The sequence below is a fragment of the Mycobacterium conspicuum genome, from assembly GCF_010730195.1.
Taxonomy (GTDB): Bacteria; Actinomycetota; Actinomycetes; order Mycobacteriales; family Mycobacteriaceae; genus Mycobacterium; species Mycobacterium conspicuum.
Genome location: NZ_AP022613.1, coordinates 5,587,541 through 5,603,142, shown reverse-complemented (window position 1 = coordinate 5,603,142; position 15,602 = coordinate 5,587,541). Strand labels below are relative to the sequence as shown.

The window sequence follows — 15,602 nt, the reverse complement described above, 5'->3', positions numbered from 1 at the left end:
CCTGGTGATGATTCGCGGCGGCTAGGTAGCGCCCCCCGATGCGGCCGACGGCACCAGGCGTTCGACGTCTTGCTTGATCGCTGCGATCGCGTCGACGGGCGTAAGGTCTTGCCCTTCGCTGTTCTGCCCCAGTTGCGGCCAGCCAGCGCCGCCGGGCCCGCGCAGTTGGTCCCAGATGTCGCGGACCTTGGACAACAGTTCGGCTTGCTCGTCGTCGGTGAGGGCCATCAGCCAACCTCCGTTCGTTGTGATGCCGCATGCGGCGGCGAATGCTTGCGGTGTCAGCCCATCGGCAGAATTCATGTCGCAGTTGCCGAATGGGGGAGCGCCCTGCGGCAGATTGGGGCTGTAACCAGTGCCGTCAGTGTATTGGTGCGCCACTTGTCCGGGAAGGTTCGGATTCGCCCCATAGCCGGCCGCGACTACGCGCAGGCCGTCCGGGCGCACCCGCCACATGTTGTAGAAGTCAAAGGAGTTGGCGTAGCCGATGATTCGAGCCGGGGAGCCCGCGTAGTCGGCGAGGTTCCAATACACATCGTTGATCCAGCTCGACCCGTCGCCCGCCGGATTGCCGCCCGATTCGACGTCGAGCATCAGTGCCACCCGCGGATGCAGGCCGCCACCGGCGTCGATCATCGAACGCACCGTGTCGGCGGTGGCCGACGAATTCGGGCGCACATAGGTGTACACGATCCCAAATGTCATCCGTCCGCTGTCCAGCGCCCCGCGCAGCCACGCGTAGTTGGCGGCGAAGTTGTGATCTTGGTACGTGCCGTCGCTGACGCGGATTGAAAGCACCTGGTACGGATACGAGTCATCCACGGGTACTTGGTATTCCGAGACGTCGGCGAACAGGGTGTCGGTCACGGCTGCTCTCTTTGACGGTAGGGGTCGCAGTCTGTGTTACCCGAAATATCGGGGCGCTACCCCTCGGTATCGTCGCGGCTATGGCTGACCGCGCTGATCGACCCGCCCGGGTCGACGACGTGCATCGAATCGCCGCCTCGATGCCCCACGTGACGCGGTTGGAAGGGCCCAAGGGCAACGCGATCTATCAGGTGGGCGGCAAGTCGTTCGTGTTCTTCCGCACGCCCCAACCCGACGCCGTCGACGAGGTGACCGGCGAGCGCTACCCCGACGTCATCATGCTGTGGGTGGAGTCCGAGGGCGACAAGCTGGCACTGGTCCAGGATCCGGATTCGCCGTTCTTCACCACGGGCCACTTCGACGGTCATCCCTCGGTGCTGGTGCGGGCCAGTCGACTCGCCGAAATCGGCAGGGCGGAACTAACGGAACTAATACAGGACGCCTGGTTGTCGCGGGCGTCCAAGCGGCGCGCCGCCGCCTGGCTTGCGCAACATCACTAGTGCGCGTGCTGATTACAGCAATGTTTAGACACGAGTCCAACGGGTATCGCTAGCCGCACGGGAATTTTTCTCGGACACAACGGAGGTCACGATGCGAGGTCGTGGAATTCTTAGCGCGATTGTCGTGGTGTGGTTACTCGTCGGAGTCCTAGCAGCGTGGCAACGGGACTACTTCAAGGGTGGTCCTACCAACTGTGCCTCAGCGGCGTCCATCGCAACGACCGTGATCGCGGGCCCATTGAATTACAAACTCAATCCCCGCGTGAATTGCGATATCCAGTCGCCGCAGCTACCGCAGCCAAAGCAGTGAACATTCACCTCGAACAAAGGAAGTCATCATGATCGCATTGGGTGTCATCTTGATCATTCTCGGATTGGTGTTCCCCCAACTTTCCATTCTGACGACGATCGGCATCGTATTGCTCGTGATCGGCGCGATCCTGTGGATCCTGGGCGCGGTGGGCCGCCCCGTTGCTGGGCGTCGATACTGGTACTGACGCCACGACGTCCCTTCACAGCGCAGACATAGGTTTTCCATAGCCCAAGTCAAGTCGGGCGCGGATACTGGAAGCTGTGACTCAGGCCAAAACTCCGGTCGAGCGCGTCGTGATGTGCCGTGCCGACGGAAATCCGATCAATGTGCTCGTCGTCGATGATGAAGCTGTCCTTGCCGAGATGGTGTCGATGGCACTGCGTTATGAGGGCTGGAACATCGCCACCGCCAGTGACGGGTCGGCGGCTATCGCGGCGGCCCGCACTCAGCGGCCCGACGTCGTCGTGCTCGACGTGATGTTGCCCGATATGAGCGGTCTCGACGTCCTGCACAAACTGCGCGAAGAGCACCCCCAGTTACCGGTGCTGCTGCTCACCGCCAAGGACGCGGTGGAAGACCGCATCGCCGGGCTCACCGCCGGCGGCGACGACTATGTCACCAAGCCGTTCAGCATCGAGGAGGTCGTGCTGCGATTGCGGGCGCTGTTGCGGCGCACCGGCGTGACGACGGTGGACAGCGGTGCGCAGCTGGTGGTCGGCGACCTGGTGCTCGACGAGGACAGTCACGAGGTGACGCGTGCCGGGGAGCCAATCGCGTTGACCTCCACCGAGTTTGAGCTGCTGCGGTTCATGATGCGCAACTCGAAACGCGTGCTGAGCAAGGCGCAGATTCTGGACCGGGTCTGGAGCTATGACTTCGGCGGCCGGTCCAACATCGTCGAACTCTATATTTCCTACCTGCGCAAGAAGATCGACAACGGTCGCGAGCCGATGATCCACACGCTGCGCGGCGCAGGGTATGTCCTCAAGCCAGCCCGCTAACAAGGCACGGCGAGTCTGGTCGCTTCGCTTCCGGCTGTTGGCCGGACAGATCGTCGTACTCGCTGTCGTGTGCCTCGGCATCAGCGCGGCCACCGAGCTGGCCCTGCTGCATCACTTGGTGAGGCAGCTCGACGGTCAGCTCGCCGGTACGTCGTACCGCTCGGCCCTGCTCTATCCCGAACCGAAGCGTCCGGGTTGGCGGCAAGCGCACTCTTACTATCCGACCCCCGGCCCCGGTCCGAGGTTCCTCGATGCCCCGGGCCAGCCGGCCGGCATGGTGGCGGCGGTGATCAGTAAGGGCAAGGTCGTCGATGTCGGCTACCTGACCAGCACCGGCACCCGCGCCGCTGTCAGCCCGGCCGCCCAGGAACAACTGCAAGGCATCGCCGGCAGCCGCAAGCCGGTAACCCTGGATCTCGACGGCCTCGGGCGCTATCGCGTCGTCACCGCCCCGGCCCGCCGCGGCGGCGACATCATCGTCACGGGCCTGTCGATGTCCACCGTCGACGCCACGATGCTGCGAATGCTGATCATCTTGGTGATCGTCACCCTGATCGCGCTGACGGCCGCAACGATCGCGGGCGCCATCATCATTCGGCGTGCGCTGGCGCCGTTGCGGCGCGTCGCGCAAACCGCGAGCAGAGTAGCGGACCTTCCGCTGGCCCGCGGTGAAGTCGAATTGCCGGTCCGGGTGCCCGAATCCGACGCGAACCCGCACACCGAAGTGGGCCAGCTCGGATCGGCACTGAACCGGATGCTCGACCACATCGCGGGCGCGCTGTCGGCACGGCAAGCCAGCGAGACCCGCGTCCGTCAGTTCGTCGCCGATGCGAGTCACGAGTTGCGCACGCCGCTGGCCGCGATCCGCGGGTACGCCGAACTCGCCCAACGGATGGGCCGGGATGACGGGGATCGCGAGGCCAGGGCGCAGGCGATGAGCCGGGTCGCTTCCGAAACCGCTCGGATGACGCGCCTCGTCGAGGACCTGCTGTTGCTCGCCCGCCTGGATTCCGCCCAGCCGCTACAACGCGAACCGGTGGACCTGACGCGACTGGCGGTCGACGCTGTCAGCGACGCTCACGTCGCGGGACCGGATCATCAGTGGGAGCTGGACCTGCCCGACGAGCCCGTGATCGTCACCGGTGATGCGGCACGGCTGCACCAGGTGGTGACCAACCTGCTTGCCAACGCCCGCATCCACACCGCCCCGGGCACCGTCGTCACCACCCGGTTGACCACCGAGCCCGCGCACAGCGTGCTGCAGGTCATCGACAACGGCGCCGGCATTCCGGCGCAGCTGCAGTCGGAGGTATTCGAGCGCTTCGCGCGCGGCGATACCTCGCGCTCGAGCAAAGGCGGCAGCACCGGGCTGGGCCTGGCGATCGTTTCCGCTGTGGTCAAGGCGCACCACGGAACTATCACGGTGGACAGCGCACCCGGGCATACCGAGTTCACGGTGCGGTTGCCACTCCCGTCACCTAACGGGCGGCAACCGCCCGCGTCATCCTCGAACTAGAAGTCGAATTAGGAACAAGTCGCGTCGATTTCGAACGGCTTGTTCACCGGCTGTGTCGGGTTGGCCATGTCCACGCCGGTCGCAGTGCCGGTGATCTTGTAGGTGTTACCGTCCACGGTCACCGAGGCGTTGCCCTGCCCGCCCTGCGCGTACTGAAGGGTCACGCCGTTGACGTTGCCGAGCTGGACCGCCTTGACCGCGGGCGGATTGGCATCGGTGAGCACGACACTGATCCCGGTGCTGCTCCCGCCGACCGCGATGCTGACATTGCCGCCAGCCTTCGTGCAGACGGTGGTGCCCTGAACGTTCTGGTCCTTGCCGTCGATGGTGACCTTCGCCTTGTTCGCGCCGCCGACGGACACCGAGCCTCCCGGCACGGAAGTCGCGACACCGCCGCCCGACTTGTTACCTGAACACCCGGTAATGCCGGCGGCCAAAATTGCCGCTCCGGTCACCGCGACCGTCAGTCCACGCTTCACGTGTTCTCCTTTGCCCGATGTTGGCGGTCCGTCGGCATTGAGGACCGCACCGGAAGTATGCGGGTTAATTGGACCGCAGAGCTAGGGTCCGCGGGGAAATAATTTCTAATTCGTTTGCTTGTCGTCATCTGAACAGGTACTTCTCGACGGGACGCGCTGATGGCAAGGTATGGACGGTGCCTCCCAAACCGCCTACCACGGCCATTCAGTCACGCCATAGCGAACTCGCGCTGCCGTTTCACGACACTGCGGACTTCGACAACGCCGATCGTGGATTCATTGCTGCCCTGACCCCGTGCGTCGTCAAGGCCGCCGACGGTCGCGTGGTGTGGGACAACGACGCGTACGCCTTCCTCGACGGGCCTGCGCCGGCGTCGGTGCACCCCAGCCTGTGGCGGCAGTCGACCCTGGCCGCCAAACAAGGCCTCTACCAAGTGGTGCCGGGGATCTACCAGGTCCGCGGCCTGGACCTGTCCAACATCACCTTCGTCGAGGGCGACACCGGGATCATCGTCATCGATCCGCTGGTGTCCACCGAGGTGGCCGCGGCGTCGCTGCAGTTGTACCGCACCCACCGCGGCGGCGACCGGCCCGTCGTCGCGGTCATCTACACCCACAGCCATGTCGACCATTTCGGCGGCGTGCTCGGCGTGACCTCCCAGGCCGACGTCGACGCCGGTCGGGTTGTGGTGTTGGCGCCGGAAGGATTTACCGCGCACGCCGTCCAGGAGAACGTCTACGCCGGCACGGCGATGACGCGGCGGGCAACCTACATGTACGGCAGCATGCTGGCGCGCGGACCGCAGGGCCAGGTGGGGTGCGGGCTGGGCCAGGCCGCGTCCACGGGCGAGATAGCGCTTATCGTCCCGACCCTCGACATCAAGACGACGGGCGAGACGCACACGATCGATGGCGTGGAGATCGAGTTCCAGATGGCGCCGGGCACCGAGGCCCCCGCCGAAATGCACTTCTATTTCCCGCGTTTTCGTGCCTTGTGCATGGCCGAGAACGCCACCCACAACCTGCACAACCTGATCACGCTGCGGGGCGCGCTGGTGCGCGACCCGCACGCATGGTCGGGGTATCTCACCGAGGCGATCGACACCTTCGCCGACCGCAGCGACGTGGTGTTCGCGTCGCATCACTGGCCGACATGGGGGCGCGAGCAGATCCTCGAATTCCTGTCGCTGCAACGGGATTTGTACGCCTACTTGCATGATCAGACGCTGCGGTTGCTGAACCAGGGCTATACCGGTGTGGAGATCGCCGAGATGTTCCAAATGCCACCGGCTTTGGAGCGGGCCTGGCACACCCACGGCTACTACGGGTCCGTCAGCCACAACGTGAAGGCGGTCTACCAGCGCTACATGGGGTGGTTCGACGGCAACCCCGGCCGGCTGTGGCCGCACCCGCCCGAGGCGCTGGCTCCCCGATACGTCGAAGCCATGGGCGGTATCGACCGAGTGGTCGATCTTGCTCGGGCGGCGTTCGATTCGGGTGACTTCCGTTGGGCGGCAACACTGCTCGATCACGCGATATTCACCAATACCGAACACGCGGCCGCCCGTGAGCTCTACGCCGACACCCTGGAACAGATGGGGTACGGCGCCGAAAACGCGACCTGGCGCAACTTCTTTATTTCTGGTGCAACGGAATTGCGTGACGGCAACTTCGGCACCGCCACGTCGACCGCTTCGCCGACATTGCTGGCGCAACTCACGCCCGAGCAGATCTTCGACAGCCTCGCCATCCGGGTCAACGGTCCGCGCAGCTGGGACCTCGACCTTGCTTTCGACATCACCTTCGGCGACACGGCCACCAATTACCGACTCACCCTGCGCAACGGCGTGCTCGTCTATCGCAAGGTCGCCGCCGACCCCGCATCCGCGACCGTAACCGTGCGGCTGGACAGCAAGATGCGTTTGCTAACAGCGGCTTTCGGTGACTTCACGTCACCCGGGCTGGAGTTGTCCGGCGACGAGACGGCGCTGCAGTCGCTGCTGGGGGTGCTCGACGAGCTGGACCCGAGCTTCAACATCATCACGCCGTAGGCAGGGCCGAGCGCCACGGGCGCCATGCTCTGAGCGTGCGGTCACCGCGACACTGAACCTACGCACACGACACGCCGCGACGGACGTGCGTGGCTTCAGTCTCGAGAAGGGCGTCGGTCCCGCTGTCGCCTGCGGTGCGCGAAACCGCGTTAGAAGCTGCTGGTGCTCGGTGCGGGCCGCATGCTCGCAGCGATTGTTGCGAGCTGGTCGCTGGTGAGGTTGTCAGAGACAAGGAATACGAACGTTCCCTCGCGTTCGATGTAAGCCTGCGCTTGACCCCATTCGGCTGGTCTGACTTTGACCGACGTCCCATCGCGGGCCAGCTCGCGCCAGTTTTCGTCGTCGATCATGTGCCCGTACTGGCGGGAAACGTCTGTCGCGGCGATCTGCGAGATCGAGATGCTCTCGTGTCCGTCGTGCGACCGATAGTTCAGCGAGACCATCGCCGGCGTTGGTGGCCGGTGATTGGGCTCACTGCACATGCAGTGCAGGAGCTGCCAATCGGCGGGCACGCGGTCTGGCATGAGAACGGTGAATGGGGCGCGCTGCTGGGCTTCGGGGAGCGTGATGGGTTGCAAACTGCGGCGACGACTTTGGAAGGGCTGGATCTCTTCGCCTTCCGGTGGGACGAACCGGAAGGTCTCGGCGGGGATCGGTTCGTCGAAGCGGATCGCCAACGTGGTGATCTTGTAGAAAGGCTGTTCGTCTTGGATCGCGGTGACCGCGAGTAGCACCCCGCGCTCCTGGTCAACCTCGAGCCGGTAGTAATCGGCGCCGGTACCGAGTTCGTGGACGCCGTGGACGAATCCCCCGTGACGTGGATCCTGTGGACGGGCAGTGGCGTGAGTTGTGACCGTGGTCCTGCCCGCAACCTCGGAATTCCCGACCACGCGAAAGGTCAGCGCACTGAGCAGCGGTGTCGGATTGAGCATGATCTGGAGCTCTTGTCCTATGCCGCTGCCGACGCTGGGATCGTTCTGGTTGCTCGTCGCGCCCATCTGCTCGTCCCAGAACCACCACAGCGGGCCGTCAGCGACACCGTAGTAGCCGTCTCGGCGGCCGCCGTGGTGCTCTTCGCGGATTCGTTCGCCATCGCGCCAGATGCGCATCGTCTCTTCGGTTTCGGGGGGCTCGGGTTCACCATCGGTGCGCCGAACGGCGGAGACGCTGCTGATGAAAGCGCCGCGACGCTTTCGCTCCTCGGTGTTGGCGCGGAACGCCTCCAGCAACCGCTGCTCGTGACGCCAGGTGCGGTAGGTCGCTTGAACGGTTCGAAACGAGTCAGCGGCGCCGTGCAGCAATACCAGCAGCGCGCCGAGTCCGACCTCCGACATGGGATCAGAGTAGACCGCGACCGCCGCGCGTCAAGGAATGTCGATGACCACCTTGCCCAGCACCTTGCGATCGGCCACATACCGCAGCGCCGCGGGGGTTTCGTCCAACGGGAACCGTGCGCCGATGTAGGGACGAACCGTGCCGACGGCGAACATCTGCGCCAGCTCCGCCATGTCGCGCACGGCCTCGTCGGGGTGGTCGCCGAGGAAGGTGCGAATTTCCATGCCGCGCACGCAGATGTCTTTGAGCAAAACGAGATTGAGCGGAATGGCAGGAATCGCGCCGGCCGCATAGCCCAAAGTGATGAAGGTGCCGCCACGGGCGAGCCCGCGCAGCGCCGGCTCGGAATACTTACCGCCGACCGGGTCGAGGACGACGCGGGCCGCGTCACCGGTCAGTTCACGGATGCGGGCTTTCAGGTCCTCGCGGTCGTAGTCGACGACGGCCTCCGCCCCGCGCTGACGGCAGATCTCCAGCTTCTCCGGACTGGACGCCGCCGCCAGTACGCGAGCCTTCATCGCCACCGCCAGGTCCACGGCCGCCAACCCCACGCCGCCGGCCGCGCCCAACACCACTGCCCAATCACCTTCTGCCACCTGGGCAACCGATCGCAAGGCGTGATAGGCGGTGCGGTAGGTGACGCCGAAGGCCGCGGCCGACGCGAAGTCGGCGTCGTCGGGCACCAACGTCGCCTGGCCCGCGTCGAGCAGCGCCTGCTCGGCGAACGCGCCGAAGGTGGTTCCGGCGACGCGCTGCCCCGGGCTGAACGGCGCGCCTTCGCCGGCAGCGATCACTTCGCCCGCAATCTCGTTGCCCGGTATGAAGGGCGGCGGAATCTTCACCTGATACTTGCCGGCGATGAAGAGCACGTCGGGAAAGTTGACCGCCGCCGCACGCACGCGCACCAGAAGCTGGCCGGGACTCGGGACCGGTTCGGGAACATCGTCGATGACCAGATCTTCTGGTGTGCCGTAGGCACGGCATACGACCGCGCGCATCAGCCGACCCCCAACCCGCGCAGGCAGAATTGCACCAGGTGCGTGATGTCGGCCGCATCCGGTCGGTCCGTCGAACCCACGTACCGTCTCAGCATCGCTGCCGTGCAGTTGAAAACGGCATTGACATCACGATCAACATCGGTACTGGCCAGCGCGGACACCGGCCCGATCAACAGATCACGCAGCGGCCGCATCATTTCCTGGTCTCCCGCAGGCCAATTAGGCGCGGCCGACAATTGCCCTGCGGCGGCGCGGCTCATGCTGATCAGGTGCGGGTCGGCGACCTGTGCGAGCGTGCCTTCGATCCAGCGAGCGATCTTGTCCTCGGGTCTGATTTCCTTGGCCATCTGGTGCTGCAGATAGGAGACGACGATCGCCACACCGCGTTCCATGACCGCGAGAATGAGATCGTCCTTGCCGGCGAAGTATCGGTAGAACGCCTTGTTCGACGAGCCGGCCTCGGCCACGATATCGCTGACGCGCGGTGGTTCGGGTGCGACCCGTTCCATCACCCGCACCGCCGCGGCCAGGATGCGTTCCACTTCTTCGGTGGCCTCGCGCTGCCGGTCATCGAGCGCGCGCTCGACGGCCGCGGTCACTCTATTGCTCAACGAGCTCACCGTATTTGGCGCGCGCCGCCGCACGCCGGACGTCCAGCATTTCACTGGGCCAATCGCCATCCTCGGCGTCATAGCCCTTGAGCAGCATCCGGGCCAGGTTGACCTTATGCGCCTCTGTAGGCCCGTCGGCCAGCCCGAGCGCGATGCCGCCGAGCAGCACGTTGACCAGCGGTAGCTGGTCGGTGAGGCCGAGCGCCCCATGCACTTGGATCGCGCGCAGCGCAATAGATTTCAAAACCTGTGAGGCCAGGATCTTGCACGCCGCGATCTCCGCGCGCGCGGCCCGCTCGTCGCCGCTGTCGATCAGCCACGCGGCGTGCAGTACCGTGAGCCGGAACGGAATCAACTCGGTGTACGAGTCGGCGACGAATTCTTGCACGAGCTGCTTATCGGCCAGCGAGCTACCCTGCGTGAAGCGGCTTTTCGCCCGTCGGGACATCATCTCGACCGCGCGCTGCGCCATGCCGATGGAGCGCATCGCATGATGCAGTCGGCCGCCGGCAAGTCGGGTTTGCAGGATCAAAAAGCCCTGTCCCGGTTCGCCGAGCAGCGCATCCGACGGCACCCGTACTCCGTCGTAGTGCACCAGGGAGTGCCCCGGCTCGTGCGGATCCGCGCCGACCAGGTGGTGGTTGGCCTCCAGCACCAGCCCTTCGGTGCCGGCGGGAATCAGGAAGGTCGATGCGCCGGTATGGACTGGGACATCGGGATCGGTGATCGCGACGACGATGAAAAATGATGCGACGGAAGCGTTGGACGAGAAGTACTTTCGGCCCGTGATGACCCAGTCGTCCCCATCGCGCACCGCGCGGGTGGTGAACACCCGCGGGTCGGCGCCGCCTTGCGGTTCCGTCATCGAGAAGCACGAGAAGATCTCCCCGGACAGCAGGCCGGCAAGGTAGCGGTCCTTTTGCTCCTGCGTCCCGAAGCGGGCGATGATCTCCGCGTTGCCGGTGTCGGGCGCCTGCGTTCCGAACACGATCGGCGCCCACGGACTGCGACCCAGAATCTCATTGATCAGCGTCAGTTTGACCGCGCCGAAGCCCTGGCCGCCCAGTTCTGGGCCCAAATGCGGTGCCCACAAGCCGTTGTCGCGGACCTGCTGTTTGAGCGGATCGACGATGCGGCGCCGCTCGTCGTTCAGCGGGAGGAACTCGCACCCGGGAAACAACACCTCGAGCGGTTCCACTTCCTCGCGCACGAACTCGCGGATCCACTCCAGCTTCTTCTCAAACTCCGGTTCGGTGGAAAAGTCCCATGCCATTCGAATACTCCTTAAGGGATACCACCGTCGGACCGCAAGATCGAGCCGGTGGTGAAACTCGACGCCTCGGAGGCTAAAAACAATGCGGCGCCGACGATTTCGCGTGGATCGCCGGCGCGTTTCAAGGCAAGGTGGGAGAAATTGTTGCCGTCACCGAGATCCCAAGCCTTGCTGACGTCGGTCAGGTACGGGCCGGCCATCAAGGTGTTGACCCGCACCGCGGGTCCGAATGCCTGCGCAAGTCCTTCGGTCATCGCGTTGAGCCCGGCCTTGGCCGCGGCATAGGGAATGATCCCGCCGTTGGGGCGCAGCGATCCGGTGGAGCTTACGTTGATGATCGAGCCGCTGCCCGCGGCCACCATCCGCTCGCCCACCAACGCTGACAATCGGAAGGGCCCCTTGAGGTTCAGGTTGACCACCGCGTCGAACAGCTTCTCGGTGACGTTGCTCAGCTTGTCGTAGAGCGGGGACATGCCGGCGTTGTTGATCAACGTGTCGATCTTGCCGAAGCGCTCATAGGTCGCCTCAACCAAGCCGTCGAGCTGGTCCCAGCGCCCCACGTGCACTTGATAAGGCATTGCGGTGCGGCCGGTTTCGGCCTCGATCTCCTTGGCGGTGGCCACGCAGTTGTCCATGTTGCGGCTGGCGATCACCACGTCGGCTCCGCAGTGCGCTGCGGCAAAGGCCATTTCCCGGCCCAGTCCGCGGCTGCCACCGGTGATCAGGATGACGTGGTCGGTAAGGTCGAAAAGCGTATCGGCGTAGCCCATTTCACCGTCCCTTGCTTGGTAAGGACCGCGCAAGTTCAGCGGCCGTCGCGATCAACCGCGGGATCATCGCCCCGAAAGCATCTTGAATCTTGGGATCCACTTTGCCGGTCCGCACCCCGGCGGCGTACGTCTTCTCCAGCACAATGCCGAGCTTCCAGTTGGCCAACACCAGGTAATAGTCGATGTTTTCGGTGGAAAGCCCGCTGACCTTCTCGTAGTGCGCGAGCAGCTCGCTGCGGGTCGGCATGCCCTTCATGTCCAGATAGAAGCCGTCGTCGCTGGGATTTTCGCCGTCGTAGCCCAGCAGCGCCCAGGCCAGGTCCAGCAGCGGATCGCCCACCGTCGTCATCTCCCAGTCCACGATCGCGGCCAGTCGAGCCGGACCGCCATGCGCGAACATCACATTGGCGAACTGGTAGTCCCCGTGCATGATGCCGGGCGTGTAGTGCGCGGGCCGGTTATCGCGCAGCCATGAGGCGGCCTCGTCGAGGCCGGGAAGTTCGCGCACCTTGTAGGCGTCGAGAAACTTCAGCCAGCGGTCGACCTGTCGTTCGTGGAATCCGTCTGGGCGGCCGAAGCCCTCCAGGCCCTGGGTGCGCCAATCCACGCGGCCCAGCTTGGCTGCGCCGTCGACGAGTTCGAACGCCAAGCCGCGCCGGGCCGCCAGGTCGGTGTCGAAGGGCGCCTGCCATCCGCCGTCCATCGGGCTCCACCCGTCGATGGCTTGCATGACGTAGAACGGCATGCCCAGCACGGTGCCGGTGTCGTCGGCGGCGATCAGCGCGGCGTGCGGTACGTCGGTGCCCGACAGCGCCCGCACCAACCGGATTTCCCGCAGCAGCCCGTCGATGCGAGCGGCGTCGGCGCGCGCCCCGGGCATGCGCAGCACCATCCGCTCCCCGCCGCGCTCGATCAGATAGAGGGTGTTCTGCGAGCCGCCCTTCAGCAGTTGCAGCGTGGGTTCCTCACCGGCGCCGGGGGCGTCGTTTTCGTCCAGCCACCGAGCCAGCACATCCGCGTCAAGTTGTGTCTCGTCGATCGTCGACATAGGCCCGCACACCTCGCTCTCCGTGCGGAGAATACCATTCTCCGCACGTTTGGGAAGGGCCTCTTAATCCGGTTTGTGCGCGCTGACCAGGAAGCCGGGCGCCCGGAAGAAGCCGTCGTCGTCGTGCTCGACCGAAGGCAGCGCACTGCCGTTGCCGTACACCTTCGCCGGACGCAGATCGTCGACGCTCCAAAGTTCGGCCACGGCGCCGCGCAACTCGGCTTCGGTGAAGCCGCGCGGCCCGCCCGCGCCGGGGAGTGCCCCGGCTTCAAACGCCAGGATGTAGAGCGCCGCCCCGGGCGCGGCGGCCCGAAAGATCGACCCCAGATACTCCTGGCGCTTCTCGGCGGGCAGGACGTGCAGCAATCCGCTATCGAAGATCGTGGCGAAGCGGCCGTCATAGCCGCGAAAGCTGGTCATGTCGGCCTGCGCGAAAGTCGCTGTCGTCAACCCTTGTTCGGCGGCCGCCGCGGACGCCGCAGCGATCGCCGTCGGGCTGGCATCCAGGCCGACGACGGTGTGGCCACGCGCGGCGAGTGAAAGCGAGAGGGCGGCGTGGCCGCAGCCGGCGTCCAGGATGTCGCTGCGCACCTTGCCCTGATCGATCAGAGCCGCCAGCTCGGGCTGCGGCCGGCCGATGCTCCATGGCGGTGGTGCTTCTTGTCGGTAGGCGGCGTCCCACTCGATGCTCGGATCGGTCATCTTGCCTCCTCGGGATCGAGCCTAGAACCACCGCGTGCGAAAGTAACGGCATGCAAGTGCTCCTGATCCGGCACGCGCTGCCCCTGCGCAGCGAACCCGGCGATGGCTCCGACCCGGCCCTGTCGGAGGACGGGCTGGCTCAGGTCAAGCGCCTGCCCGACGCGCTCGCCCGGTTTCCCATCTCGCGGGTGGTGAGCAGCCCGCAGCGCCGTGCCATTCAGACGGCGGAACCGGTCGCGGCGATGCGTGACTTGCCCGTCGAGATCGACGACCGCTTCGCCGAATACGACCGCGGCCTGCCGCATTACATCCCCATCGAGCACATCCGCGAGGAAAACCCGCAGGAATGGGCGCGGATGGCGGCAGGGCAGCTACCCGGCGCGGTCGACGAGGGCGCTTTTCGCGCCCGGGTCCGTGCGGCGGTCGAGGACCTTGTCGCCGCGGCCAATCCCGAAGACACGGTCGCGGTGTTCAGCCACGGCGGGGTGATCAACGTGCTGCTGCACGAGATCCTGGGTACCGCCAGGCTGTTGTCGTTTCCCATCGACTACGCATCGCTGACCCGGCTGCTGTACTCCCGGTCCGGCCAGGCGACGGTGGCGGCGGTCAACTCGACTGAACACGTGTGGGACCTGTTACCCCGCAATCAGCAGCGGTGGTAAACAAGTTCGGTGACTTCAACTGACCGACTCGAGGGGCTCGACCTGGGCGGGTTGGACCAATATCTGCGTTCGCTGGGCATCGAGCGCGACGGGGAGTTGCGTGCGCAGTTCATCTCCGGTGGCCGCTCCAATTTGACGTTTCGGGTCTACGACGACAAGACGAACTGGCTGGTGCGGCGCCCACCGCTGCATGGTTTGACTCCTTCGGCGCACGACATGGCCCGCGAGTACCGGGTGGTGGCCGCGCTGCAGGACACCGCGGTTCCGGTGGCGCGCACCATCGCGCTGTGCGAGGACGACGCGGTGCTGGGCGCTCCCTTCCAGATCGTCGAATTCGTTGTGGGCCAAGTGGTGCGCCGGCGCGCGCAGCTGGAGGCCTTCAACCACACCGTCATCGACGGCTGCGTCGACGCACTGATCAGGGTGCTCGTCGACCTGCACAGCGTTGACCCGCACGCGGTGGGGCTGGGCGATTTCGGCAAACCCACCGGCTACCTGGAACGCCAAGTGCGCCGATGGGGTTCGCAATGGGACCTGGTGCGGCTGCCCGACGACCACCGCGACGCCGACGTCGCGCGCCTGCATTCCGGTCTGCACCAATCCATTCCGCAGCAGAGCCGCACCTCGATCGTGCACGGCGACTACCGGATCGACAACACCATCCTCGACAACGACGACCCCACCCGGGTGCGTGCCGTGGTGGATTGGGAGCTTTCGACGCTCGGCGACCCGCTCAGCGACGCCGCCCTGATGTGCGTCTACCGCGATCCCGCGCTGGACCTCATCGTCAACGCCCAAGCGGCCTGGACCTCACCGCTGCTGCCGACGGCCGACGAGCTGGCCGATCGTTACTCGCTGGTTTCCGGGCTGCCGTTGGCGCACTGGGAGTTTTACATGGCGCTGGCCTACTTCAAGCTCGCGATCATCGCCGCCGGCATCGACTTTCGCAGGCGCATGGCCGAGCAGGCGCAGGGAATGGATGACGCATCCGAGGGGCCCGAGGTGGTCGCGCCGTTGATTTCGCGCGGCCTGGCCGAGCTCGCGAAGCTACCTGGCTGAAGCCTTCAAAGCGGCCGCATGACTCTTCTTGGCCGCCCGCCGCAGTTGCAGGATCCGCGCGGTGCCGACGGCCACGGTGATCAGCCCGCCGCCGATGGCGGCCAGCAGCATCGCCACACCCAGCGGCAGGCTCCAATGCCAGCCCAAGAAGGTGAACGCCGAGCTCTCCATGTTCTGGATGATGAAGACCAGCAGCAGGATCAGGATCAGGAAACCGGCCGTCAACGACGTCCACAGCGCACCGGCGCGGGTCAACGTGGCCGACGGATCCTTGGGCGGCGGACCTGCGGTCGGTGCAGGTACAGCCGCACTTGTGTTATCGGGCCCGGCAGAGGGATCGCTGCTCATGGTTCCATCTTTGACCCATCTGGCCCAGAAATAAACAAACGACGCGATAAACCTGCCGCGGCTGAACCT

The 15,602-nt window shown here is 65.4% G+C and carries 18 protein-coding genes; 8 read left to right on the top strand and 10 right to left on the bottom strand.

The annotated features are described in order from the left end of the window. Nucleotides 1-21: 21 nt before the first annotated feature. Complete coding sequence (locus tag G6N66_RS25850; RefSeq protein ID WP_085230941.1) at nt 22-867, bottom strand: glycoside hydrolase family 25 domain-containing protein; 846 nt, start codon at nt 865-867, stop codon at nt 22-24. Between the two features lie 80 nt (nt 868-947). On the opposite strand from G6N66_RS25850, the gene G6N66_RS25845 reads away from it, so the two are divergent. The 5 genes from G6N66_RS25845 (at nt 948) to G6N66_RS25830 (ending at nt 4,197) form a co-directional block, all read left to right on the top strand. Continuing rightward, on the top strand, nt 948-1,367 hold the full coding sequence (locus G6N66_RS25845) for an MmcQ/YjbR family DNA-binding protein (RefSeq protein WP_085230940.1): 420 nt from the start codon (nt 948-950) through the stop codon (nt 1,365-1,367). Between the two features lie 91 nt (nt 1,368-1,458). Beyond that, nucleotides 1,459-1,677, top strand: a complete 219-nt coding sequence (locus G6N66_RS29825; RefSeq protein ID WP_085230939.1) for a hypothetical protein — start codon at nt 1,459-1,461, stop codon at nt 1,675-1,677. Between the two features lie 28 nt (nt 1,678-1,705). After that, the gene (locus G6N66_RS28915) at nt 1,706-1,864 is read left to right on the top strand and encodes a DUF6131 family protein (RefSeq protein ID WP_169721501.1); all 159 of its coding nucleotides are present in this window, start codon (nt 1,706-1,708) and stop codon (nt 1,862-1,864) included. 112 nt (nt 1,865-1,976) lie between these two features. Further along, nucleotides 1,977-2,681 carry a response regulator transcription factor gene (locus tag G6N66_RS25835; RefSeq protein ID WP_085230956.1) on the top strand — a complete coding sequence of 235 codons (705 nt, stop codon included), beginning with the start codon at nt 1,977-1,979 and terminating at the stop codon, nt 2,679-2,681. Next, nucleotides 2,659-4,197 (top strand): sensor histidine kinase, encoded by a 1,539-nt coding sequence (locus tag G6N66_RS25830; RefSeq protein ID WP_085230938.1) that lies wholly within the window; start codon nt 2,659-2,661, stop codon nt 4,195-4,197. Before G6N66_RS25835 ends, G6N66_RS25830 begins: the two co-directional genes overlap by 23 nt. Before the next feature lie 8 nt (nt 4,198-4,205). On the opposite strand, the gene G6N66_RS25825 is transcribed toward G6N66_RS25830, so the two are convergent. Next, on the bottom strand, nt 4,206-4,676 hold the full coding sequence (locus G6N66_RS25825; protein ID WP_085230937.1) for a lipoprotein LpqH: 471 nt from the start codon (nt 4,674-4,676) through the stop codon (nt 4,206-4,208). Between the two features lie 176 nt (nt 4,677-4,852). On the opposite strand from G6N66_RS25825, the gene G6N66_RS25820 reads away from it, so the two are divergent. Next, on the top strand, nt 4,853-6,727 hold the full coding sequence (locus tag G6N66_RS25820) for an alkyl/aryl-sulfatase (RefSeq protein ID WP_085230936.1): 1,875 nt from the start codon (nt 4,853-4,855) through the stop codon (nt 6,725-6,727). Between the two features lie 149 nt (nt 6,728-6,876). On the opposite strand, the gene G6N66_RS25815 is transcribed toward G6N66_RS25820, so the two are convergent. The 7 genes from G6N66_RS25815 to G6N66_RS25785 form a co-directional block, all read right to left on the bottom strand. Continuing rightward, entirely contained in the window at nt 6,877-8,028 is a 1,152-nt protein-coding gene (locus G6N66_RS25815; RefSeq protein WP_139825011.1) for a hypothetical protein, read from the bottom strand. Between the two features lie 63 nt (nt 8,029-8,091). Beyond that, nucleotides 8,092-9,060, bottom strand: coding sequence for an NADPH:quinone oxidoreductase family protein (locus G6N66_RS25810; RefSeq protein WP_085230934.1), 969 nt, complete (start codon nt 9,058-9,060; stop codon nt 8,092-8,094). Further along, nucleotides 9,060-9,671 carry a TetR/AcrR family transcriptional regulator gene (locus tag G6N66_RS25805; RefSeq protein ID WP_276012284.1) on the bottom strand — a complete coding sequence of 204 codons (612 nt, stop codon included), beginning with the start codon at nt 9,669-9,671 and terminating at the stop codon, nt 9,060-9,062. The genes G6N66_RS25810 and G6N66_RS25805 overlap by 1 nt, the downstream gene beginning before the upstream one ends. Next, nucleotides 9,661-10,944 carry an acyl-CoA dehydrogenase family protein gene (locus tag G6N66_RS25800; protein WP_085230932.1) on the bottom strand — a complete coding sequence of 428 codons (1,284 nt, stop codon included), beginning with the start codon at nt 10,942-10,944 and terminating at the stop codon, nt 9,661-9,663. The genes G6N66_RS25805 and G6N66_RS25800 overlap by 11 nt, the downstream gene beginning before the upstream one ends. Nucleotides 10,945-10,955: 11 nt before the next feature. After that, nucleotides 10,956-11,714 carry an SDR family NAD(P)-dependent oxidoreductase gene (locus G6N66_RS25795; RefSeq protein WP_085230931.1) on the bottom strand — a complete coding sequence of 253 codons (759 nt, stop codon included), beginning with the start codon at nt 11,712-11,714 and terminating at the stop codon, nt 10,956-10,958. A gap of 1 nt (nt 11,715) precedes the next feature. Beyond that, the gene (locus G6N66_RS25790) at nt 11,716-12,762 is read right to left on the bottom strand and encodes a phosphotransferase family protein (protein ID WP_085230930.1); all 1,047 of its coding nucleotides are present in this window, start codon (nt 12,760-12,762) and stop codon (nt 11,716-11,718) included. A gap of 63 nt (nt 12,763-12,825) precedes the next feature. Continuing rightward, nucleotides 12,826-13,464 (bottom strand): class I SAM-dependent methyltransferase, encoded by a 639-nt coding sequence (locus G6N66_RS25785; RefSeq protein ID WP_085230929.1) that lies wholly within the window; start codon nt 13,462-13,464, stop codon nt 12,826-12,828. 50 nt (nt 13,465-13,514) lie between these two features. On the opposite strand from G6N66_RS25785, the gene G6N66_RS25780 reads away from it, so the two are divergent. Next, the gene (locus G6N66_RS25780; RefSeq protein WP_085230928.1) at nt 13,515-14,126 is read left to right on the top strand and encodes a histidine phosphatase family protein; all 612 of its coding nucleotides are present in this window, start codon (nt 13,515-13,517) and stop codon (nt 14,124-14,126) included. A gap of 9 nt (nt 14,127-14,135) precedes the next feature. Further along, nucleotides 14,136-15,185 carry a phosphotransferase family protein gene (locus tag G6N66_RS25775; RefSeq protein WP_085230927.1) on the top strand — a complete coding sequence of 350 codons (1,050 nt, stop codon included), beginning with the start codon at nt 14,136-14,138 and terminating at the stop codon, nt 15,183-15,185. Here the strand turns inward: G6N66_RS25775 and G6N66_RS25770 are convergent. Then, nucleotides 15,174-15,533: a LapA family protein gene (locus tag G6N66_RS25770; protein ID WP_085230926.1), complete on the bottom strand. Its 360-nt coding sequence runs from the start codon at nt 15,531-15,533 to the stop codon at nt 15,174-15,176. The genes G6N66_RS25775 and G6N66_RS25770 overlap by 12 nt on opposite strands. Nucleotides 15,534-15,602: the final 69 nt, after the last annotated feature.